Consider the following 20,672-nt stretch of genomic DNA (forward strand, 5'->3'; position numbering starts at 1 on the left):
AGGTAGCACCTCCTCTACGTGCCGAGCACTCACCTGTCCGGGAGACGCCGATGACCGACAAGGCCACCGTCGACGTAGTGGTCCTCACCATGAACGACCGTCCTGACGTGTTCCCTCAGGCGATGGCCTCCCTCCTCGCTCAGCAGGATGTCGACCTGCGCGTGGTCATCGTGGGCAACGGCGTCACACCCGACCACGTGCCCGGCGGCGTGCACACCGTCACCCTGCCCGTCAACGAGGGCATCCCCCAAGGCCGCAACGTCGGCGCCGACGCCCTCGCCGGAACGGGCAGCGGCGAGTTCATCTTCTTCTTCGACAACGACGCCATCCTCCCGACCAACGACGTCTTGGCCCGGCTCGTCGACGAAGCCCGCCGCCGCCCCGGGGCCGCCTACATCCAGCCCCGCATCGCCGACCCTGACACCGGAGTCACCCTGCGTCGCTGGGTCCCGCGACTGCGCGCCAGCCGCGCCGCCCGGCCCGGCACCGTCACCGTCATGGCCGAGGGCGTGGTCCTCGTCCGCCGCAGCGCCTACGAGCGGGCCGGAGGATGGCCCGGCCATTTCTTCCTCTTCCACGAGGGCATCGACCTGTCCTGGCGGCTGTGGGACCTCGGCCGCACCGGCTGGTACGCACCCGACATCGTCATCCACCACCCAGCCACTGACCCCGCCCGGCACGCCGCGTTCTACCGGCTCGTCGCCCGCAACCGGGTCTGGCTCGCCTACCGCCGCCTGCCCGCTCCCCTGATCCCCATCTACCTGGCTACCTGGATACTGCTGAGCGTCATCCGGATCCGGTCGCGGGCGAACCTCGCCGTCTGGGTTGGCGGCCTCTGGGAAGGCTTGCGCGGGGGACACGGACAGCGCCGGCCGATGTCCTGGGCTACTGTGCTGCGGCTGACTTTTGCTGGTCGGCCCCCGATCGTTTGAGCGCCTTGGATCCTCGGCCTGCCGCTCCTCGGTGACCGCCGTCTCCCCTGACCCCAGACATACAAAAAGGCTCTCGCCCTGCGTGGAGGGGAGGGGGTCAAAGCTCGTCCCAGGCGGACAGCAGCGGGTCCGCGGCGGCGGCCGGGGCCGTGATCGACCAGCGGCCCGACGGCAGCTCCAGCGAGCACGAGCCGTCGGCCAGCCGCCTGGTGGGGAGCCGCTCGGCCAGCCCCATCAGGAAGGTGCCGTTGACGGTCATGCCGTCCCAGGTGCCATGGACGGGGAGCACCGCGCGGGCGGTCACGCCGGGCGGGACGCGGAAGACGAACTGCAGACCGTCGGGTCCGGCGCGCCATCCCGACTCGACGGTGCCCGCGGGGCTGTCGTACCTGGCGTGCGCCTGCCGTAGCAGCGGGACGGGCCCCGGGCGCAGCAGCGGTTCGGTGAACCCTCCGTTCACCCCGCGGGGGTCGTCGCCGACACCGGCGACGTGGCGGAAGAGCCAGTCGCCGACGCAGCCGTAGGCGTAGTGGTTGAAGGAGTTCATCGTCGGGGTGTGCATGCCCCGCCGATGGTGCCAGGCGTCCCACCGCTCCCACATGCTGGTCGCGCCCGCCCGCAGCTGGTAGCGCCAGGAGGGGTGCCCCTCCTGGTTGAAGACCCGGCAGGCGACGTCATGGTGGCCGGTCTCCGAGAGCGTCGGCAGCAGCAGCGGCGTGCCGACGAAACCGGTCATGAGCCGGTGGCCGTCCGCCCTGACCAGCTCCGCGAGCGCCGCCGCGGTCCGGGCGCGGTGCTCAGGCGAGACGAGGTCCCAGGCCAGGGCGAGGGCGTACCCCGTCTGGGTCTCGGTGCGCAGCCGATGCTCGGTGAGGAAGGCCCGCTGGAAGGCGCCCGAGACCATGGTCGAGGCCTCGCCGTACTCCCTGGCGTGCGGCTCGCCGAGCACGCCGGCGACGTCGGCGATCAGGCGCAGGCTCCGCGCGAGGGCGGCGGTGGCGATCAGGCTCTTGGGCGTCTCCACGGTGCCGGGGGCCAGCCAGTCGCCCAGCGCCCGGCCGGGGCGGACCCCGTCGTCGCACTGCGCCAGGCAGTAGTCGGCCCAGCGCCGCATCGGCCCGTACGCCCGGCGCAGGGTCCGGTCGTCGCCGTAGCGCCGCCACAGCAGCCAGGGCACCTCCACGATCGCGTCGGACCAGACCGGCGAGTCGAAGCCGTACTCGGGCAGCACCGGGGCCACGTGCGGGACGGCCCCGTCCCGCCGCTGGCCGTCGATCAGCGTCGTCACCCAGCTGGAGAGGAACGCCTGGGTGTGCCGGAGGAAGCTCAGCGTCGAGGCGAACACCGAGATGTCGGCGGTCCAGCCGGCCCGCTCGTCGCGCTGCGGGCAGTCCATGGGCACGCTGAGCAGGTTGCCCTCGGCGGAGGCGACGATGTTGGAGAGCAGTTGCCTGACGGCGGGGTCGGAGGCGGTCAGGGTGCCGGTGACGGGCAGTGCCGAGGACAGGAGCACCGCCTCGGCGTCGCCCTCGGACATGCCGCCGGGCCATCCGGTGACCTCCGCGTAGCGGAACCCGTGGAAGGTGAACACGGGTTCCGCGACGTGGCGTCCGGCCGGGAGCAGGAACTCGTCGCGCTGCTCGGCCGTGCGCAGGTTGGCGTCGTAGAGGCGGCCGGTCGCGGTGAGCTCCTCGCCGTGGCGGACCACCAGATGGACCGGGTGGGGCGTGTCGATCCGCAGCCGGAGCCGTCCCACGACGTTGCGGCCGAAGTCGAGCACGTGAACACCCGGGACGGGCTCGGTGACCGACACCGCGGCCAGGGTGCCGATCTCCCGCACGGGGGGAGCGGGGTCGGCCTCCACCAGCAGACCGGGCGGCGGCTGCGCCACGGCCACGGCCCGCTCCCGGCCGGAACCCGTGAGCCGCGCGGTTCCGTCCCGGCCGGGTGGGGTTTCGCCGGTGCGGGGCGAGGGTTCGAGATCGGCGGTCTCGCCCATCACCAGGTCGGCGCGGGGCATGCCCAGGTCTCCGGCCGTCCAGCCGGGGCCGGTGGCCGCGAGCGGATGAACGCCCTCCGGGTCGCGCAGGAACAGCCGCGCGCTGGCGGCGGGATGGTCTCCGTATCGGCGCGGCCCGCCCGCCGCGACGTGACCGGCGTACCAGCCGGGGGCGAGCCAGATCTCCAGCAGGTTCTCCCCGGTACGGAGCAGCGCGGTGACGTCGGCCAGCCGGTAGCGGACCCGGCGGCCGTAGTCGGTCCAGCCGGGGGCGAGTTCCTCGTCGCCGAGCCGCTCACCGTTCAGCAGCGCCCGGTAGACGCCCAGCGCGGTGGTCGCCAGCCAGACCCGTCCCGGCCGAGGCTCCCAGCCGAACGTCCCGCCGAGGCGGACGACGCCTTCGCCGCTCTCGTTCCCGCCGTCCTCGACCCAGGGGGCGTCCCAGGCGCCGCCCGTGCGCAGGCCGGTCACGAAGGTGCCGCCGAGGTGCCCGGCGACCGACCAGGTGTACGGGGTGAGCGGCTCCAGCACCTCTTCCGGGACATCGGCCCAGCTCGTACCCGGCGGGAGGTCCCGCGCCCACACCTCGCGCCCGCCGGTGGACACCGTCAGCCGCTCGGGATGGAGCAGCCTGGCCGCCCAGGACAGGCGCGGGGAGGGATCGTCGACGCCGACCGGGTCGGTGAGCCCGCAGGTGTGGCAGGCGACCGCCTCGGCGGGCGGGGGGGAGCCGACCGGCACCTGGCCGCCCGAGACGGCCCGTGCCATGCCGAGGGTTCCCGGGACGTGGATCATGCGCCGAGACCCGTCGTGAAGGCGTTGTGCAGTCCGTCGATGTCGACCCCGTGCAGGCTGGGCGCCATCACGTTGATCAGCAGTACGAAGCAGGCGTCGTGGTCGGGATACATCCACCACTGGCATCCGGAGGCGCCGCCGTGCCCGTAGAGCCGCCGCTCCAGCAGGCCGGGCGCGGAGTGGCGCAGGTTCCAGGTCAGCCCCCAGTCCTGGCCGGCGTTGACCGGGTCGGGCTGCAGCTTGACCAGGCCTGTGGTCTGGGGTTCCGTCATGGCGGCCAGCGTGATCGGGTGGACCGGCGCCCGGTCGCCGCGGAGCAGGGCGCTGCCCAGCGCGAGCAGGTCCTCGGCACGGGAGAACAGGCCCCCGGCCGGATGCCGGAGCCGGACGAACCTGTCGTAGTCGACCCCGAGCAGCTCGACGGCCCTGACCTCGGCCGGGTCGCAGGCCGGGTCGAAGGTGATCCGCCCGCCGCCGGGCACCAGCGCGTTCAGGTCGGTGTCGATCACGTCGGCCAGATCCCTGCCGGTGACATCCTTGATCATCTCGGAGATGCCGGCGAAGCCGATGTTGCAGTACTGGCTGAGCGTGCCCGCCTCGAACAGCGCGGGGGCGGCGATCAGGTGCTCCACCAGGTCGTCCGGGGTGAGCGTCTGCTCGGCGATGCCGCTGGTGTGGGTCAGCAGGTGCCAGAGCGTGACCTCGTCGGAGCGCAGCCCGCCGAAGCCGGGCACCGCGTCACGGAGCGGGCGGCGCAGCGAGAGCAGGCCCCGCTCCACCTGGCGCATGGCCAGCAGGCCGACCAGTGGCTTGGTCACCGAGAACAGCGCGAAGTGGTCGTCGGCGCGGGTCGCACGTCCGTCGTGCTCTCCGAAGGACTCCAGCAGCACCGTGCCCTGCGAGGTGGCCGCCCCGAGCACCGCGCACGGGAGTTTCCCCTCGCGGACCATGCGCCTCACCCACTCGACGGCGAGCGCGAACGGTTGGTCGGTCATCCTTTGAGTGCTCCTTCTGTGAGCCCGGCGAGGACGTGCTTCTGCGCGAACACGTACACCGCCACCAGCGGCAGTGTGGTCAGCAGGACGTGGGCGAAGACGAGGTTCCACTGCAGGGTCTGCAGCGTGCCGGAGGCGAACTGGAAGAGGGTGAGGGGCAGGGTCGCGTTGTCCTGCCCCTTGAGGAGGAACAGCCCGAAGAAGAAGTCGTTCCAGACGTTGATGACCAGGATGACGCTCCCGACGAAGAGCACCGGGCGCAGCAGCGGCAGCAGGATGCGCGCGAAGATCTGCAGCCGGGAGGCCCCGTCGATGGCGGCGGCGTCCTCCAGGTCGGGCGGGAAGGCCCTGACGAACCCGGTGGCCAGGAAGACCACGATGCCCAGCCGGGTGCCGATCAGGACCAGCGCGTAGCCGAACGGCGTGCCGTCCAGGCCGAGCCCGCGCAGCACGTGGACGGTCGGGATGATCGACGGGGGGATGAGGATCGACAGGCTGAGTACGAAGTAGGTCGCGCGCAGCCACCGCGAGTCGCCTCGGCCGTAGGCCCACGCCGCCGCCGCGCCGAGCAGCAGCACGGCCAGCACGACGGGTACCGCGATCATGAGGCTGTTGGCGAGCCCGCCCAGGTAGTCGCCGGTGTCGACGACGGTCGTGTAGTTCTCGACGATCGCCCACTGCCGGGGCAGGCCGAGGCCGAGCTCGGCCGCCTCGCCCGCGGGCTTGAAGGAGTTCACCACGACCAGCCAGAACGGCACGACCACCCAGGGGATCGCGAACAGCGACAGCAGCGTGTACTTGACGACTCTCATCTCGTGACCTCCCTGCGGCGCAGCCACCAGACCAGGGGTACCGCCGTCGCGATCACGAGCAGCGTCACCGTGAGGCTGAGCGCGCTGGCGGAGCCGAAGAACCCCTGACCCCATTGCTGGCGCATGACGATGTTCAGTGCCCTGGTGTGGTCGCCGGGGCCGCCGCCGGTGGTGGCGGCGATCACGTCGTAGGCGCTGAGTGCGCCGACCAGGGTGACCGCGACGTTGAAGGTGATCGCGGGGGCCAGCAGCGGGAACCTCACCCGGGCGAAGCGGGTCCAGGGGCCCGCGCCGTCGACCGTGGCCGACTCGATGAGCTCCCTGGGCACCGAGTTAAGGCCCGCGATGTAGACGAGGGTGATCAGCCCGCTCCACTTCCAGGCGTCCACGAACGCGACCGTGAGCAACGCGGTCGCGGGCTCGCCCAGCCAGGCCCAGTCGATGCCGAGGAAGGAGTTGACCGGGCCCGCCGGATCGAGGATGCCCCGCCAGATGTAACCGGCGGCCAGCGGCGAGACGAGAGTCGGCAGGAAGAACACCGACCTGAACACGGTGTTGACCCGGTCCGTCCGCTGCAGGGCGAGCGCGAGGCTCAGGCTGACGGTGTTCTGGATGGCCATGCACAGGATCGCGTAGAGCACGGTCACCGTGACGGCGTTCGTCAGGAGATCCTGCTCGACGAGCGTGCGGAAGTTGTCCAGGCCGTTCCAGGTGATCTCCGAGCGGAACCCCGTCCAGGCGGAGAAGGCGAAGCGGGCGTTGAGCGCGAACGGCAGCGCGAAGAAGAGCGCCACCAGCAGCACGGCGGGCAGCGCCCAGGGCAGCCAGCCCCGCCGCCCGGGGTCCCCGGTCTCGCCGCCGCCCCCGCCGGCGGGGTGCGGGGCGGGAGGTGTGGTCTCGGTGGCCTCGCTGCCTGGGGGACGCTCGCGCGGGGGTACCGAGGTCACCATCCGGGCAGCCCGGCGGCCTTCGCCGCCTGCTCGACCTGGCCCTGCAACTGGGTGGCGGCCTTCTGCGGATCCTTCTGCCCGGCGATCAGCTCCGACATCAGCGGCGCCAGCCCGGCCATGCCGGGGATGTCGGAGTTGAAGGCGATGACGGCGCCGTTGTCGTACGCCTTCTTGACGTCCTGGAGCACGGGGGAGACGTCCTGCGGACCCTCCACCCCCTGGAGCACGGGGAAGGTCTTCGCGGACTTCACGTAGTCGGCGTAGGCGGGGCCGGTCATGAACCGGACGAAGTCCAGTGCGGCCTGCTCCCGTCCTGCGTCGCCCGTCTTGGGCAGGTAGAAGGTGCCGATCGGCCCCGGCGCGTACGTCACCACGGCCTTGGTGCTCGACAGCCCGGTGAACCCGACGGTGTCGTCCACCTTCTGCTGGTCGCCGCCGGCGGCGGCGAGCATGGCCGGCAGCATGTCGGAGTGCTGGGCGACCATGGCGGCCTTGCCGGTCACCAGGGCCTTCATCGAGTTCTCGAACGTGGCGGTGGTGATGTCCTTGTTGAAGCAGCCGTCGTCCTGCAGCTTCCTGTAGGAGCTCAGCCCGGCCACGAACGGCGAGCCGGGGTCGGCCAGCGAGGCGGTGTGGCCCGCGATGGCCTTGCCGTAGGCGTTGGCCTCGTTGCTGGCGCTGACATACAGCAGCGGCAGGATCTGCACCGGCCAGATGGATCCGCCCGACTCGAACACGGGCGTCACGCCCTTGGCGGAGAGCGCGCGGCAGGCCGCCGAGAGCTCGTCGAACGTTCCCGGGGGCTTGACGCCCGCGTCGGCGAGGACCTTCTTGTTGTAGTAGAGGCCGAAGACCTGGGGGAAGCCGGTGATGGCCGCGTAGACCTTCCCCCCCGTGGCGCCCGCGCTGCTGTAGAGGTCGCCGGACCTGGCGACGTACGCCTCGCCGGACAGGTCCCTGAGGTTCTCCGACGGGTTCAGGGCGAGCAGGTTGCTCACCGTGGCGTGGTATTCGAGGATGTCCGGCCGCTCGCCGGTGGCCCACTTGGTCTGGGTGCTGTCCTCGAACCCGTCGGAGGGGATCGGGACCAGCTCGATCGTGTGGCCCGACTCCCGCTCGAACCGCTTGTACATCTCCACCAGCGGGGCGGGGTCGGCGGTGTTGTGCCAGAGCGTCAGCGTGACCTTCCCGCCGCCGGTTCCGCCTGGTTCGGCGGCGCCGCCACAGCCCGCCGCGGTGAGGGTGAGGGCGGCGCAGGCCGCGGCTCCAAGCAGTCGTTTCGATACCCTCATGCTCGTTATTCCTGTTCGTCACGGGGTTGGTGATAGTCGGCCTCCGGGCGGACGCCTGCACGCCTCCGGGCCACAAGACATGCGGGTTTCCGTCATGTTTCGTAGAACGTTCTCCATTGTTAGACCAGGGGCGTTTGTGGCGTCAAGAGCCACGTTCGAGGTGACCAACTCGTTAAGAAGCGGTAAAACTCGGGTCTGGCGGGGATGGCTTCGACCGGGTACCGTCGCCTCTGCATTGCCAGAATGTATTTCGTTCTACACTCGGGCGCCGCGCTCGCCCGGCGATTCGCCCCGCTTTCCCCCGAGGCTCGCCGCGGGGCCGTTCCCACTTTCGCCTACCGAAGGACTCGCGTGACCACAGGATCAGCACCGCGCCGGGTGACCATCGCCGACGTGGCAGGCCGGGCCGGCGTCTCCACGGCCGCCGTGTCCAAGGTGCTGCGCGGGGCCTACGGGGTCAGTCCCGGCATGCGGGCCAAGGTCCGTGAGGCCATGGACGAGCTCGGCTACCGGCCGCACGCCGCGGCCAGGGCCATGCGAGGCCGTACCTACACCCTCGGTGTGATGCTGTCCGACACCAGGAACCCGTTCTTCCCCGACATCATCGAGGGCGTCACCGGCCGGCTGGGCGGCACCGAGTACCAGGTGCTGCTCGGCCCCGGCGGGGACGAGCCCAGAAGTCAGGCGAGGATGACCGACGCGATGATCGATCGGAGCATGGATGGAATCATCCTGATATCTCCGGTCATGTCGAGTGCGGAACTCGCCGCCATCGCCACCACGACGCCGATCGTGGTGATCGGCCGTCACGGAAGTGCCGCCGAGTACGACTCCGTGGTCGACGACGACGTCGTCGGCGCCCGCCTGGTGGTCGACCATCTGGCCGATCTCGGCCATCGGCGGATCGCCCACATCACCCATCTCGACCGGGGGCGCGCCTCCGGCGCCGACTCCCCGCAGGCCGTCCGCGCCGAGGGCTACCGCCAGGCCATGCGCACCAGGGGCCTGGCGGAGGGGATCGACGTGGTGGCCACCTCCTTCACCGAGGAGGGCGGCTACGAGGGGGCGCGGCAGCTGCTCGCCCGGCCGGCCAGGCCCACCGCGATCTTCGCCGGCGCGGACGTCGCGGCCCTCGGGGTGCTGCGCGCGGCCTACGAGGCCGGCTTGTCGGTCCCCGGTGACCTGTCGGTCGCCGGATACGACAACATCGGCATCGCCTCCCTCAAGCCCATCTCCCTGACCAGCGTCGACCAGGACGGACACGTCATCGGGGCCACCGCGGCGCGCCTGCTCGTCGAGCGCATCGAGGGCCGCGGGCGGTCCGTCCTGTCCTCCGTCTCACCCACCCTCGTCGTCCGCGGCACCACCGGCCCACCGGCCGGACGGGAGTGACCGGACGGCGTCGACCCGCCGCTGACCGGGATCTCCTGAAGCACCCCGCCCCGGCACGAGCATCCCGTTGAGCGGTCCCCGCGAGGGACCGCCATGTCACCGTGTTCCGACGCGAAGGAACCCCCCATGAAACGTCTCATCCTCATCGGACCGCTGCTTCTCGCCCTCACCTTCCCCGTCTCCCTGCCGGGAGCCGCGCTCGCCGCCCAGGCGACGACCTGCCCGGTGCGAATCGACCCGGCGAGCTTCGCGAGCGAGGCCCGCCTGCTCGAACTCGCCGAGCGGCAGGAGGACTTCGGCCCCCGGCCGACCGGCTCGGCCGCCCACGACGACTACATCGACTGGCTGGAGGACGAGATCGGCGCGGTCCCCGGCGTCCAGCTCTCCTCGCTGCCCTACGAGATCGACCGCTGGGACGACCTCGCCACGGGGCTGACCGTCGGCGGCCAGGACGTGGCGGTCGCCGCGCCCGTGCCCTTCTCCTCCTCCACCGGGCCGGGCGGGGTGACCGCCCCGCTCACCTACCTGCCCGCGGGCACCGCCATCACCGCGGCGAACGCCGCAGGGAAGATCGTCGTCAGGGATCTGCCCTGGTCGACGGTGCCCAACCTGCTCTTCTACCCGCCCCTGCTCGGCTACCACATGTACGACCCCGGCCTCACGATCAACCTGCTCGGCTCCGACTCCATGGAGGCCCCCGCCGGGGCCGACGCCGACCTCAAAGCCGCCGCCGCAGCGGGCGCGGCGGGGGTGCTGGAGGTGAGCCGCCTGCCGCACGCCCAGATCGAGGGGATGTACGCGCCCTACGAGGGTCTGCCGTACCAGGTTCCCGGCGCCTATCTCGGCGTCGACCAGGGCGAGCGGATCAAGCAGGCGCTCGCCGCCGGGCAGCCGGTCGAGGCCGTGCTGACCGTCGACGCGGCGTGGACGCCGAAGACGACCCGCACCGTCCTCGCCACCCTGCCCGGGGTGAGCGAGCAGAAGATCGTCGTGGAGAGCCACACGGACGGCATGAGCCCGGTGTGGGACAACGGCCCGCTCACGATGGTGGAGATGGCCCGCTACCTGGCGTCGCTGCCGGTGAGCTGCCGCCCGCGTACGGTCCAGTTCGCCTTCGTCACCGGCCACCTCTACCAGCACCTCACCGGACCCGGCGTCCGTGAGGGAGGCGCGGGGCAGCTGGCGGCCATGCTGGACGCCGAGTACGACCAGGGCAAGGTCTCCTCGGTCGTCGTCCTGGAGCACCTGGGCGCCCGGCGCTACAACGCGGTCACCCGTGCCGGAGGACTGCCCGGACTGGAGCTCGTGGCCGATCCCTCGCTCACCGAGCTGCTCTGGGTCCCGGTCAGTGAGAGCACGCCCCTGCGCGAGCTGGTCAAGGGCCATGTCCAGCACTGGGACGTGCGACGCACGGCCGTGCTGAAGGGGCTGTCGGCGGCCGACCTGGGCACCGTGCCGCACCACTGCGGCTTCGGGGGCGAGGGCACGCCGTACAACCGGCACCTGCTGCCGACCATCGCGCCGATCGCGGCCCCCAAGACGCTCTTCTCACCGCGTTTCGGGGCCGAGGCGATCGATGTGGCGGTGATGCGCCGGGCGTCGCTGGCCTTCACCGACGTCGTGCTCGACCTCGGCACCATGCCACAGGCGGACGTCGCGGGCGACGTCACGTTCATGCGCGCCCAGCGTGCCTCGGGTACGCCGGGGTGTTCGTGAGCATCGACCGCGAGGCGCTGGTACGGCGGCACGCCGTGGTGCTGACCGAGCCGGACGCGGAGTCCCCGCTGACCGTCGGCAACGGCGAGTTCGCCTTCACCGCCGATGTCACCGGGTTGCAGACCTTCCCCGCCTTCCACGCCGCGAGCATGCCGCTGGGCACCCAGTCGCAGTGGGGCTGGCACACGATGCCCAACCCCCGGGGCTTCACCCTGGAGGACACGATGACCGGCTACGGCCGGGCACGCTATCCCGACCGGCACCGGATGACCTTCGGCGGTCCGGTGGCGCCGGAGTTCGAGGCCGGTACGTGGCTGCACGGCAACCCCCAGCGGCTCGACCTGGGCAGGATCGGGCTCGACCTCGGCGAGCACGCGGAGATCACCGACCTCACCGGCGTCCACCAGCGGCTCGACCTGTGGAGCGGGCTGCTGCGCAGCTCGTTCACGCTCGACGGCGTGCCGTACGAGGTGGAGACGGTCTGCCACCCCGGACGCGACCTGCTGGCGGTGCGCGTCACCGGCGGGGCGGCGGTGACGATCGCCTTCCCGTACGCCTGTGCGGCCTGGAACGTGGCCGCCGACTGGGACGGTCCGGAGCGGCACGTCACCGGCCACGTCGTCGGCGCCGCACGCTGCGACTTCACCCGGGTGCTGGACGGCGACCGCCACCACGTCGCCCTCGCCTGGCAGGGGCCGGCCCGGCTCACGCCCATCGCCGAGCACCGCTACCGGCTGGAGGGCGCCACCGAGTTCGTGGTGGCCTTCGGGCTCGACCCCGCGGAGCCCGGCCTTCCCGGATTCGCGGAGGTCCGCGCGGCCGCCGCCCGGCACTGGGCCCGTTTCTGGACCGACGGCGGCGCGGTGAGCTTCGAGGGCAGCTCGGATCCGCGCGCGCCCGAGCTGGAACGGCGCGTGGTCCTCTCGCAGTACCTGACCGCGGTCAACTGCGCGGGCTCGCTGCCGCCGCAGGAGACCGGCCTGGTCTGCAACTCCTGGAGCGGCAAGTTCCACCTGGAGATGCACTGGTGGCACGCGGCGCACTTCCCGCTGTGGGGAAGGCCGGAACTGCTGGAGCGCAGCCTGCCGTGGTACCGGAGCATCCTTCCCGCGGCGCGGGCCACGGCCGCCGGGCAGGGGTGTCGCGGGGCTCGCTGGCCCAAGCAGGTCGGCCCCGAGGGCAGGGAGAGCCCCAGCACGATCGGGCCGTTCCTGATCTGGCAGCAGCCGCACCCGATCTACTTCGCCGAACTCCTCTACCGGGTCCGGCCGGAGGCACTGCACGACTACCGGGACCTGGTCTTCGAGACCGCGGAGTTCATGGCGTCCTTTCCCGTCGAGGAGGACGGCCGCCACGTGCTCGGGCCGCCGCTGATCCCGGCGCAGGAGTCGTATGCGGAGATCAGGACGACGGTCAGGAATCCCACGTTCGAGCTGGCCTACTGGTGGTGGGGACTGGAGACCGCGCAGCGGTGGCGTGAGCGTCTCGGTCTCGCCCGGGACCCGGAGTGGGAAAGGGTGCGGGACGGGCTGGCCGCGCCGTGCGTCAGGGACGGCGTCTACGCGGCCATCGCGGTGGAGCCGTACACGCTCAGGACGGACCACCCCTCGATGACCGGGGCCCTGGGCCTCGTTCCGGCGACGCCGCTGATCGATCCGGAGACCATGCGGGCCACCCTCGACGACGTGCTGGAGACCTGGGACCTGCCGAGCACCTGGGGCTGGGACTACCCGATGCTCGCCATGTGCGCGGCCAGGCTGGGCGAGCCGGGCAAGGCGGTCGACGCGCTGTTGATGGACGCGCCCAAGAACGCGCATCTGGTCTCGGGTCACAATCGGCAGTGGCCCGGGATCCTGCCGCTCTACCTGCCGGGCAACGGCGGCCTGCTGGCGGCCGTCGCGCTGATGGCGGCGGGCTGGGACGGCGGGCCCGACAGGTGCGCGCCAGGCTTCCCCGCGGGCTGGAACGTCCAGGTGGAGGGGGTGCGGGCGATGCCCTGACCCGGACGCGGCACCCGTGCCCTCGCGGCGCGGGTGCCGCGGGTCAGCCGAGTGCCCTGTCGGCCGTCGCGCGGTCGGCGAGCAGCGTGACCGTGTAGTGCAGCACGTCCTCCTCCAGCGCGGACAGCCGCTCCGCGTTCCCCGCGCGCACCTCGGCGGCGATGAACTCGGTGACGCCGAAGACGATCAGGGCGGGCACGCTCTCCCTGACCGGTCCCCGGGAGGGGGTCTCCGCCCTGGCCCGCGCGGCGAGGGCGCGCAGCATCTCCAGGAAGGGCAGGTAGGCGCGGTCGCGCTGGTCCATCGCCCGCCGGCCCGCCGCGGGGAGTTCGACGAAGTAGGCGCGGGCGTACTCGGGACGGTCCTGCCACCACCGCAGGTAGGCGTGCAGGCCCTGGCGGACGGCGGCGACCCAGTCGTGGCCGGTGTCCTCGGCCGCGGCCAGGATCGTCTCGACCACGCCGGGCAGGTCCCGTTCGCACAGGGCGAGGAAGCAGGCCTCCTTGTCGTGGAAGTTGGCGTAGAAGGCGTTGCGCGAGACCCGCGCGGCGGCGATCACATCGGGCACGGTCGTGGCGGCGTACCCCCGGGCCGCGACCAGCAGCAGCATCGCCTGGATCAGGCGGTCGCGCTGCGAGGTGCGGACCACTTCTGGGGGCAGCCCGTGACGGCCGCGGGGGAGGGGCTCACCCTCCGGAATTTTCTTCCGATCCTGTCTTGACATCAATCACAGATCGTACTTCCCTCTGTTAGGAGACGTTCACGTCTCCAAAGAATCGGTGAGGTGACCATGGAAGACAAGGGCATGTCCCGGCGGCGGGTCCTGCGCGTGGCGGCGGTCGGGCTGCTGTCGGCGGGCCTCGTGTCGCGGACCACCCAGGCGGTGGCGGCCGGCACGATCGAGGCGCACTACGCGGTCCGGGGCCCCTGGGCGGTCACCGCCTCCGACGCGGGCGACGCCTCGGGAACCTACCGGCTGCACCACCCGGCGAACCTCGGCGCCGGTGGCTTCCGGCACCCGATCGTCACCTGGGGGAACGGCTCCCACGCCACCCCCGCCCTCTACCCCGGCGTGCTCGACCAGCTCGCCTCCTGGGGCTTCGCCGTGATCGCCTCCACCGACACGACCACCGGGACGGGCACCGAGATGCTCGCCGCCGCGCAATACCTGGTGGCGAGGAACGCCGACCCCGCGAGCCCGTTCCATCAGAGGCTCGACACCACCAGGGTCGGCGCCGCCGGGCACTCCCAGGGCGCGGGCGGCACGGTCAACGCGGCCAACCTCTCCGCGGGGCTCGTCACCACGGCCGTGCCGATCGCACTGCCCGCGCAGCTCTGGGTGGGGGCCGGCGACCGGTTCCAGGTCTCCCAGCTGGCCTGCCCGGTCCTGTTCATGAGCGGGGGCAACGACTGGCTGATCTCACCGGCCTCGGCGCTGCGGGGCTACTACGACCAGGTGCCCGGGGCGGCGGCCATGGCACTGCTGAAGGGTGCGGGTCACAACGACATCCAGGGCACCGGCGGCGGCTTCCTCGGCTACCTGACGGCCTGGCTGATGTACCGCCTCCAGGACGACGCCTACGCCCGAGGCGCCTTCGCCGGGAGTGCCCCCGAGTTCACCGCCAACGCCGCCTGGCAGAACCAGGCCGCCAAGAACCTCCCGTGACCACCACGGCGACCCGGGCCCGCCGGCAGGAGGCCGCCAGGCACCTCCCGGCGGCCCCGGGTCGCCGAGAACCTCCCGTGACCACCTCATCCCGCGCGGTGCCCACCGCACGGGATCACCCCCCAGGAGAACCGCGATGGCGGATCTGACACGGCGCCGGCTGCTCGCGGCCGGCGCGCTCTCCCTGGCCGCGCCCAGCGTGCTGGCGGCCTGCGGCGCAGACCGGCCCGAGCGGCCCGATCGGCAGGCCCAGGACGGCAGGCCGCACGGCGAGGTCAGCGTCTGGCTGCACGGCTCGCAGGAGACGGGCCCGCAGTTCGAGAAGCTGGTGCACCGCTACATCGAGGAGTTCGGCGTGGACGTCAAGCTCCTCTACCTGCCCGTCGCCCAGCTGGACGCCAAGCTGCTGACCGCCTTCAGCGGCGGCACTCCACCCGACGTCTTCAAGATCGGGCACTGGAGCTTCCCCTCCCACGCCGGAAAGGAGCGGCTGGCGCCCATCGATCCCCGGGCGTTCGGCGCGCCGGACGTGGCGACCGTCCTGGGACGGTACGAGCCGGGGACGGTCGCCCCGCTGAGCTACCGCGGCCAGGCGTACGGCGTGCCGATCGACCTCAACCCCGCCATGCTGTACTACCGCAGGGACCGCTTCGAGGAGGCCGGTCTCGACCCGGACAAACCTCCCACGACCTGGGAGGAGGTCGCCGACCACAGCAAGAAACTCACCTCGGCCGACGGCAGGCGGGTGGGCCTGCAGTGGCTCTACGGCGACCCGCAGTGGGCGCTGATGACGCTGACCGCGCTCATCAAGGGCGGCGGTGGCGAGCTGGTCAGCGCCGACGGCACCCGCGCCTCCCTCGACACCGAGCACGGCATCCGGGCCCTGGAGTACTTCGCCGGGATCGGCAACCCCAAGCTCTCCAACCCGCTCGGCGCGCTCGGGCTGTTCTACTCGGGTGAGGCCGCCATGGTCGTCAGCGGGGCCTTCCTCGGTCCCGCGCTGGAGCGGCTCGGCGAGGACACCCTCAAGCCGGGCAAGGACTACGGCGTGGCGCCCATGCCCCGCTGGGAGGGTGGCAGGGCCGTCGTGCCCGCCTACACGTGGGGCTGGGGCGTCGCCGCCGCGTCGAAGAACGGCTTCACCGCCTGGCACCTGATCAACTACCTCCAGGGGCGGGAGTCGGTCACGGCCAACCTGGAGAACGGGATCGTCATCCCGGCCACCGGCTGGCGGGACGCCGGGCCGCGCGGCACCTCCGAACTGATGGGGATCGCGGCCTCCGGCATACCCGACGCCGACTTCGGGCCGGCCATCCCCGCCGCGCTGGAGCTCGCCAAGGCCGCCTCCAGCGCCTGCGACGCCGTGGCCCACGGCCGCTCCACGCCCGCCCGGGCGGCCAAGGACTTCGACGCCACCGTACGGCTCGCGCTGTGAACGCGGTGACCGTGGACACCGGGCGCGCGGGCCGCCCGTACCGGGACCCGAGCCGTCCGCGAACGGAACCGGACCGCCCGTCCGGGGCACGCGGTGACGTGGCGGGCACCCGATGACCCTGACCACCGAGGCCGTCGAGGCGCCCGTACCCGCACCCCCGCCGAGGCCGGGGAGCGGGCGCGGCAGATCGCGCCGGGAGGCCCGATGATCCTGACCACGAAGGGTGTCGAGGCACCTGTACCCGCGGCCTCGCCGGGGCCGGGGAAAGGCGGGCGGGGCAGGTCGCGCCGGGAGGCGGGGGCCGGGATCGTGCTGACGATCCCGGTGGCCGTCTTCTTCGTCGTCTTCTGGCTCGTGCCGTTCTGCGGTGCCGTGTACCTCAGCTTCACCGACTACGAGATGGCCGGCGCCCCGCGGTGGATCGGGCTGGACAACTACGCGCGGATGCTCCAGGATCCCGGGGTCTGGAACTCGGCGTGGATCACCGTCGTCTACACGGTCTTCACGGTCCTGCCGACCATCCTGCTCGCGCTGCTCATCGCGGTGCCGCTCAGCGGGCCCGGCCGCCTCAACCGCGTGCTCCGCTCGCTGGTCATGGTGCCCGCGGTGATGCCGCTGGCCGCGACGTCGATGGTGTGGGTCATCATCTACTCCGACCGGGGTCTGGCGAACACGCTGCTCGGCGCCGTCGGCATCGAGCCGCAGTCGTGGCTGACCGACTCGGACCTGGCGATCTGGGCGCTGGTCGTCATGGTCGTCTGGAAGAGCCTGGGGCTGTTCGTCATCATCCTGACGGCCGGGTTGCAGGCGCTGCCCCGGGAGGTCTACGAGGCCGCGGCGATCGACGGTGCCGGACCCATCACCACGTTCCGCAGGATCACCGTCCCGCTGCTCCGCAGGACCCTGCTGTTCGTGCTGGTCATCTCCGTCGCCGGATCGATGCAGGCCTTCGTGCCCGCCTTCCTGCTCACCGGCGGCGGCCCGGCCGACGCCACCCAGGTGCTGCCCTACTACATCTGGGCCAACGCCTTCCCCTACGAGCACATGGGCTACGCCTCCGCGCTGGCCATGATGCTGCTGGTCGCGATGCTGGTCGTCTCGATCGTCCAGTTCGGCTTCCTGCGGGGTGGGGACGAATGAGGGTGCTCCGGACCGTCTGGCTGCTGAGCGCCGTGGGCGCGATGCTGCTGCCGATCTACGTGATGCTCGTGGTCGCCTCCGCTCCCGACGACACCGACCTCGGCGGGCTGGTCTTCAACGGTTTCCACCTGCCGCGGAACCTCGCCGAGCTGTTCGCGGGCGAGGGCTTCCCCGTCTACTTCCGCAACAGCGTGATCTACTGCGTCGGCAGCGGGGCGCTGGACGTGCTCTTCTCCTCGGCGGCCGGCTACGCCCTGGCCCAGCTGTCCTTCCCCGGCAGGCGCGTGCTGTTCGCGCTCGTGGTCGGCACGCTCGCGCTCGCCCCGATGGTCATGATCATTCCGGTGTTCCTGATCGTCAAGGAGCTGGGCTGGGTGAACACCTTCCAGGGGGTGATCGTCCCCGGCATGATCAGTGCCTTCGGCGTCTTCCTGGTCCGCCAGTTCGCCCTCGGCGTCCCCAAAGAGCTGATCTTCGCGGCGCGCGTCGACGGGGCGGGGGAACTGCGCATCTTCCTCCGGGTGGCGCTTCCGCTGTTGCGGCCGGCGCTGGTGACGCTCTTCCTCATCCACTTCCTCGCCCAGTGGGACAACCTGCTCTGGCCGCTCATCGTCGCCAACGACCCCGCACTGTGGTCGCTGCCCGTGGGACTGGCCAACTTCCAGAGCGAGCACGGTTTCAACTACCACCTCATGACCGCCGCCGCCCTGGTCACCGCCGTGCCGCCGTTCCTGCTGCTGGCCGGGCTGCAGCGCTACTACGTGGCGGGGCTCACCTTCGGAGGGGTCAAATGACGGTCCCGGACACCGCCGAGATCATGGCGTGGATCGAGACGATCACAGCCAGGGGGATCCGGCGCCCCGGATACCCCGCCGACGCGTGGACGGAGAGGTGGGCGGCCGGGCTGCTGGCGGGCTTCGGGCTCGACGTGCGCCTCGCACCGGTCGAGGTGCCCACCTGGCACCCTGTCACCGCCACGCTCCGCGCCCACCTGGACGCCGACCCGTCCCGCGCCGTCGAGGTGGCGGCCTTCGCCCTGCCGTACACCACCCCGAAGGCGACGGTGACCGCGCCGCTCACCCGGTCGGTGGTCCCCGGTCGCATCGCGGTGCGCGAGCACACCTTCGCCGAGCTGCCCCAGGCCCTCGTACGGGAGATCGCCACCGCCGTGCACGACCCCGACGGCGACTTCGACGGCCTGGTGCAGACGCTGCCGTTCGCGCCCGGCTACCTGGAGGATCTCGACGGGGCGGTCACCTCGGGGGCGGCCGGGTACGTCGGGGCGCTGACCGGCCTCCCGTGGGAGACGCGCGACTACTACGTGCCCTACGACGCGGTGCACCGGTCCGTACCCGCGGTCTGGTTGTCGGCGGCCGACTCGCGGCGGGTGCTGGCGTTGATGGACGAAGGGCCCTGCGCCGGCACGCTGTCCGTGGAGTCGGAGACCTCGACCGCGACCTCGCACAACGTGATCGCCACCCTGCCCGGGCGGGGCGACGGCTGGGTGATCGTCGCCTCGCACCACGACGCCCCCTGGGCCTCCGCGGTGGAGGACGCCTCCGGTGTCGCGCTGGTGCTGGCCGCCGCCAGGCACTGGTCGCGGGTGCCGGAGGAGGACAGGCCGCACAACCTGCTCTTCCTGCTGACCGCCGGGCACATGGCTCACGCGGCGGGCACCCGGGCGTTCATCGAGGAGAACCGGGCCCTGCTGGACCGGGTCGTGCTCCAGGTCCACCTGGAGCACGCGGCCCGCGAGTGCCGCGCGGAGGGCGGGACGCTGGTGCCCACCGGTGCCCCCGAACCGCGCTGGTGGTTCACCACCCGGCGCCCCGAGCTGGAGCGGCTCGTCGAGCGGGCGCTGGTCGCCGAGGACCTGCGCAGGTCGTTCGTGCTGCCGCCCGACGTGTTCTCGCCGATGCCGCCGACCGACGGCGCGTTCTTCCACCCGGAGGGGGTGCCGCTGGTGCACTTCCTCGCGGCCCCCATGTACCTGTTCGATTCCGCCGACACCCTCGACAAGGTCGACGAGGCGAGCCTGGTGCCGCTGACCCGCGCGGCGATCCGCATCGTCGAGGGCACCGAGGGATGGAGCCCCAGATGATCGTGCGAACCCCCTCCGGCCTCGTCAGGGGCCGCTTCGACGGGACGGTGGCCTCCTTCCTCGGCGTTCCGTACGCCGCCCCGCCCTTCGGTGAGCACCGCTTCGGCGCGCCCGTCCCGCCGCCCGCCTGGGACGGGATCCGCCCGGCGCTCCTGCCGGGCGCGGCGGCGCCGCAGCGCGCCACCGACGACATCGGGCTGTACGCCCCCGAGGTGTTCGCCTCCGGAGAGGACTGCCTCAACCTCGACGTCCACACCCCCGACCCCGGTGCCGCCGGCCTGCCGGTGCTGGTCTGGTTTCACGGCGGGGCCTTCGCCATCGGCGGCAACGGAGCCGCCTGGCACCGCGGACACCGCTTCGCCCGCGACGGCGTGGTGTGCGTCTCCGTCAACTACCGGCTGGGCTTCGAGGGGTTCCTCGCGCTGGACGGGGCACCGCTCAACCGGGGCGTGCTCGACTGGCTCGCCGCGCTGGAGTGGGTGCGCTCCGCCGTCGCGGCGTTCGGCGGTGATCCGGGCAACGTGACGATCGCGGGGCAGTCCGCGGGCGGCGCGGCGTGCGTCACCCTCCTGACGATGCCCCGCGCGGCGGGCCTGTTCCGCCGGGCGATCGTGATGAGCGGGTCGGCGAGCCTGGCCGTATCGGAACAGCGGGCCCGCGGGTACGCCGGTGAGCTCGCCGCCCGTCTCGGCGTCCGGCCGGCCAGGGAGGACTTCCTGACCATCCCGCCCGCCGCGCTGGTGGCCGAGCAGCCGCCGCCGCTGTCGGGCGGGGAGTCCGGCGCGTTGAGCGGGGCGGTGCCGATCCAGCCCGTCGTGGACGGCGACCTGGTGCCCTCCGTGCCACTGGACGCGCTGCGCGCGGGGGTGGGCGGACACATCCCGCTCCTGGTCGGCTGCACCTGTGACGAGGCCGGTGTCTTCGTGCGCGCGATGGCGCGGGGGATCGACGAGGCGACGGCCGCGGCCGTGCTGGCGCAGATGGGCCTGCCGCCCGGCTACCGGGACGCGCATCCCGGGTTGTCGCCCGAGGAACTCGTCGGCAGGGCGGCCGGCGACCACCTGTTCCGCAGGGAGACGATCTGGATCGAGGAGGCCCGCGCGGCCACCGCCTCCGCCCCGACCCACGCCTACGAGTTCCGCTGGGAGTCGCCGGTGCCCTCTCCCATCGGAGGCGGGAAGGTCGGCGCCGCGCACAACATCGACCTGCCCTTCGCCTTCGACGTGCTGGACGCGCCGGGCGTCGAGCGTACGGCGGGGCAGCGGCCCCCGAGGGCGCTCGCCGAGGCGATGCACGGCGCCTGGGTGCGGTTCGCCCGCGACGGCGACCCGGGATGGCCAGGCTACGACCGCGCCCGCAGGCAAGTAATGATCTTCGATACCGAGTCGGAGGTCGCCGACGATCCCCTGCGGCCGCAACGGCACCTCTTGCGGGAGCCGTGAGCGGC

16 protein-coding genes are annotated in these 20,672 nt (G+C 72.2%); 10 read left to right on the forward strand and 6 right to left on the reverse strand.

What is annotated here, in order from left to right; translation table 11 throughout:
* Positions 1-50: 50 nt before the first annotated feature.
* On the forward strand, positions 51-932 hold the full coding sequence (locus ABT061_RS32985) for a glycosyltransferase family 2 protein (protein WP_350925375.1): 882 nt from the start codon (positions 51-53) through the stop codon (positions 930-932).
* Positions 933-1,029: 97 nt separating this feature from the next.
* Here the strand turns inward: ABT061_RS32985 and ABT061_RS32990 are convergent, their stop codons facing one another.
* From ABT061_RS32990 to ABT061_RS33010, 5 genes are read right to left on the reverse strand one after another with little or no spacing between them, the layout of a single operon-like run.
* On the reverse strand, positions 1,030-3,726 hold the full coding sequence (locus tag ABT061_RS32990) for a family 78 glycoside hydrolase catalytic domain (RefSeq protein WP_350925377.1): 2,697 nt from the start codon (positions 3,724-3,726) through the stop codon (positions 1,030-1,032).
* A complete protein-coding gene (locus ABT061_RS32995; RefSeq protein WP_350925379.1) occupies positions 3,723-4,721 on the reverse strand; it encodes a serine hydrolase domain-containing protein in 999 nt (332 codons plus the stop codon). Before ABT061_RS32995 ends, ABT061_RS32990 begins: the two co-directional genes overlap by 4 nt.
* Entirely contained in the window at positions 4,718-5,533 is an 816-nt protein-coding gene (locus ABT061_RS33000; protein WP_350925381.1) for a carbohydrate ABC transporter permease, read from the reverse strand. Before ABT061_RS33000 ends, ABT061_RS32995 begins: the two co-directional genes overlap by 4 nt.
* The gene (locus ABT061_RS33005) at positions 5,530-6,483 is read right to left on the reverse strand and encodes a carbohydrate ABC transporter permease (protein ID WP_350925383.1); all 954 of its coding nucleotides are present in this window, start codon (positions 6,481-6,483) and stop codon (positions 5,530-5,532) included. Before ABT061_RS33005 ends, ABT061_RS33000 begins: the two co-directional genes overlap by 4 nt.
* Positions 6,477-7,775, reverse strand: coding sequence for an ABC transporter substrate-binding protein (locus ABT061_RS33010; protein WP_350925386.1), 1,299 nt, complete (start codon positions 7,773-7,775; stop codon positions 6,477-6,479). The genes ABT061_RS33005 and ABT061_RS33010 overlap by 7 nt, the downstream gene beginning before the upstream one ends.
* 351 nt (positions 7,776-8,126) lie before the next feature.
* On the opposite strand from ABT061_RS33010, the gene ABT061_RS33015 reads away from it, so the two are divergent.
* From ABT061_RS33015 to ABT061_RS33025, 3 genes are all read left to right on the forward strand, one after another.
* A complete protein-coding gene (locus ABT061_RS33015; RefSeq protein WP_350925388.1) occupies positions 8,127-9,167 on the forward strand; it encodes a LacI family DNA-binding transcriptional regulator in 1,041 nt (346 codons plus the stop codon).
* A 126-nt stretch (positions 9,168-9,293) separates the two neighbouring features.
* Entirely contained in the window at positions 9,294-10,883 is a 1,590-nt protein-coding gene (locus ABT061_RS33020) for a hypothetical protein (RefSeq protein ID WP_350925390.1), read from the forward strand.
* Positions 10,880-12,883 carry a hypothetical protein gene (locus ABT061_RS33025; protein WP_350925392.1) on the forward strand — a complete coding sequence of 668 codons (2,004 nt, stop codon included), beginning with the start codon at positions 10,880-10,882 and terminating at the stop codon, positions 12,881-12,883. Before ABT061_RS33020 ends, ABT061_RS33025 begins: the two co-directional genes overlap by 4 nt.
* A gap of 43 nt (positions 12,884-12,926) precedes the next feature.
* Here ABT061_RS33025 and ABT061_RS33030 read toward each other — a convergent pair whose 3' ends face one another.
* The gene (locus ABT061_RS33030) at positions 12,927-13,607 is read right to left on the reverse strand and encodes a TetR/AcrR family transcriptional regulator (protein WP_350925394.1); all 681 of its coding nucleotides are present in this window, start codon (positions 13,605-13,607) and stop codon (positions 12,927-12,929) included.
* Between the two features lie 66 nt (positions 13,608-13,673).
* Here ABT061_RS33030 and ABT061_RS33035 point away from each other — a divergent pair, with 66 nt between their 5' ends.
* The 6 genes from ABT061_RS33035 to ABT061_RS33060 all read left to right on the forward strand — a co-directional run bounded on the left by ABT061_RS33035 (position 13,674) and on the right by ABT061_RS33060 (position 20,667).
* Positions 13,674-14,549, forward strand: a complete 876-nt coding sequence (locus tag ABT061_RS33035; protein ID WP_350925444.1) for an alpha/beta hydrolase family protein — start codon at positions 13,674-13,676, stop codon at positions 14,547-14,549.
* Positions 14,550-14,685: 136 nt separating this feature from the next.
* Positions 14,686-15,984 carry an ABC transporter substrate-binding protein gene (locus tag ABT061_RS33040; RefSeq protein ID WP_350925396.1) on the forward strand — a complete coding sequence of 433 codons (1,299 nt, stop codon included), beginning with the start codon at positions 14,686-14,688 and terminating at the stop codon, positions 15,982-15,984.
* A 204-nt stretch (positions 15,985-16,188) separates the two neighbouring features.
* On the forward strand, positions 16,189-17,124 hold the full coding sequence (locus tag ABT061_RS33045; protein ID WP_350925398.1) for a carbohydrate ABC transporter permease: 936 nt from the start codon (positions 16,189-16,191) through the stop codon (positions 17,122-17,124).
* Positions 17,121-17,918, forward strand: a complete 798-nt coding sequence (locus ABT061_RS33050) for a carbohydrate ABC transporter permease (protein ID WP_350925400.1) — start codon at positions 17,121-17,123, stop codon at positions 17,916-17,918. Before ABT061_RS33045 ends, ABT061_RS33050 begins: the two co-directional genes overlap by 4 nt.
* Entirely contained in the window at positions 17,915-19,225 is a 1,311-nt protein-coding gene (locus tag ABT061_RS33055) for a M28 family peptidase (protein ID WP_350925402.1), read from the forward strand. Before ABT061_RS33050 ends, ABT061_RS33055 begins: the two co-directional genes overlap by 4 nt.
* A complete protein-coding gene (locus tag ABT061_RS33060) occupies positions 19,222-20,667 on the forward strand; it encodes a carboxylesterase/lipase family protein (protein ID WP_350925404.1) in 1,446 nt (481 codons plus the stop codon). The genes ABT061_RS33055 and ABT061_RS33060 overlap by 4 nt, the downstream gene beginning before the upstream one ends.
* The last annotated feature ends 5 nt before the right edge of the window (positions 20,668-20,672 follow it).

The organism is Streptosporangium sp. NPDC002544, from assembly GCF_040295965.1.
Taxonomy (GTDB): Bacteria; Actinomycetota; Actinomycetes; order Streptosporangiales; family Streptosporangiaceae; genus Streptosporangium.

Coding starts and splice junctions, on each gene's coding strand:
- ABT061_RS33005 (WP_350925383.1), bottom strand. CDS start 6,483: ATGGTGACCTCGGTACCCCCGCGCGAGCGTCCCCCAGGCAGCGAGGCC.
- ABT061_RS33000 (WP_350925381.1), bottom strand. CDS start 5,533: ATGAGAGTCGTCAAGTACACGCTGCTGTCGCTGTTCGCGATCCCCTGG.
- ABT061_RS32990 (WP_350925377.1), bottom strand. CDS start 3,726: ATGATCCACGTCCCGGGAACCCTCGGCATGGCACGGGCCGTCTCGGGC.
- ABT061_RS33055 (WP_350925402.1), top strand. CDS start 17,915: ATGACGGTCCCGGACACCGCCGAGATCATGGCGTGGATCGAGACGATC.
- ABT061_RS33035 (WP_350925444.1), top strand. CDS start 13,674: ATGGAAGACAAGGGCATGTCCCGGCGGCGGGTCCTGCGCGTGGCGGCG.
- ABT061_RS33010 (WP_350925386.1), bottom strand. CDS start 7,775: ATGAGGGTATCGAAACGACTGCTTGGAGCCGCGGCCTGCGCCGCCCTC.
- ABT061_RS33020 (WP_350925390.1), top strand. CDS start 9,294: ATGAAACGTCTCATCCTCATCGGACCGCTGCTTCTCGCCCTCACCTTC.
- ABT061_RS33040 (WP_350925396.1), top strand. CDS start 14,686: ATGGCGGATCTGACACGGCGCCGGCTGCTCGCGGCCGGCGCGCTCTCC.
- ABT061_RS33030 (WP_350925394.1), bottom strand. CDS start 13,607: ATGTCAAGACAGGATCGGAAGAAAATTCCGGAGGGTGAGCCCCTCCCC.
- ABT061_RS32995 (WP_350925379.1), bottom strand. CDS start 4,721: ATGACCGACCAACCGTTCGCGCTCGCCGTCGAGTGGGTGAGGCGCATG.
- ABT061_RS33050 (WP_350925400.1), top strand. CDS start 17,121: ATGAGGGTGCTCCGGACCGTCTGGCTGCTGAGCGCCGTGGGCGCGATG.
- ABT061_RS32985 (WP_350925375.1), top strand. CDS start 51: ATGACCGACAAGGCCACCGTCGACGTAGTGGTCCTCACCATGAACGAC.
- ABT061_RS33045 (WP_350925398.1), top strand. CDS start 16,189: ATGATCCTGACCACGAAGGGTGTCGAGGCACCTGTACCCGCGGCCTCG.
- ABT061_RS33060 (WP_350925404.1), top strand. CDS start 19,222: ATGATCGTGCGAACCCCCTCCGGCCTCGTCAGGGGCCGCTTCGACGGG.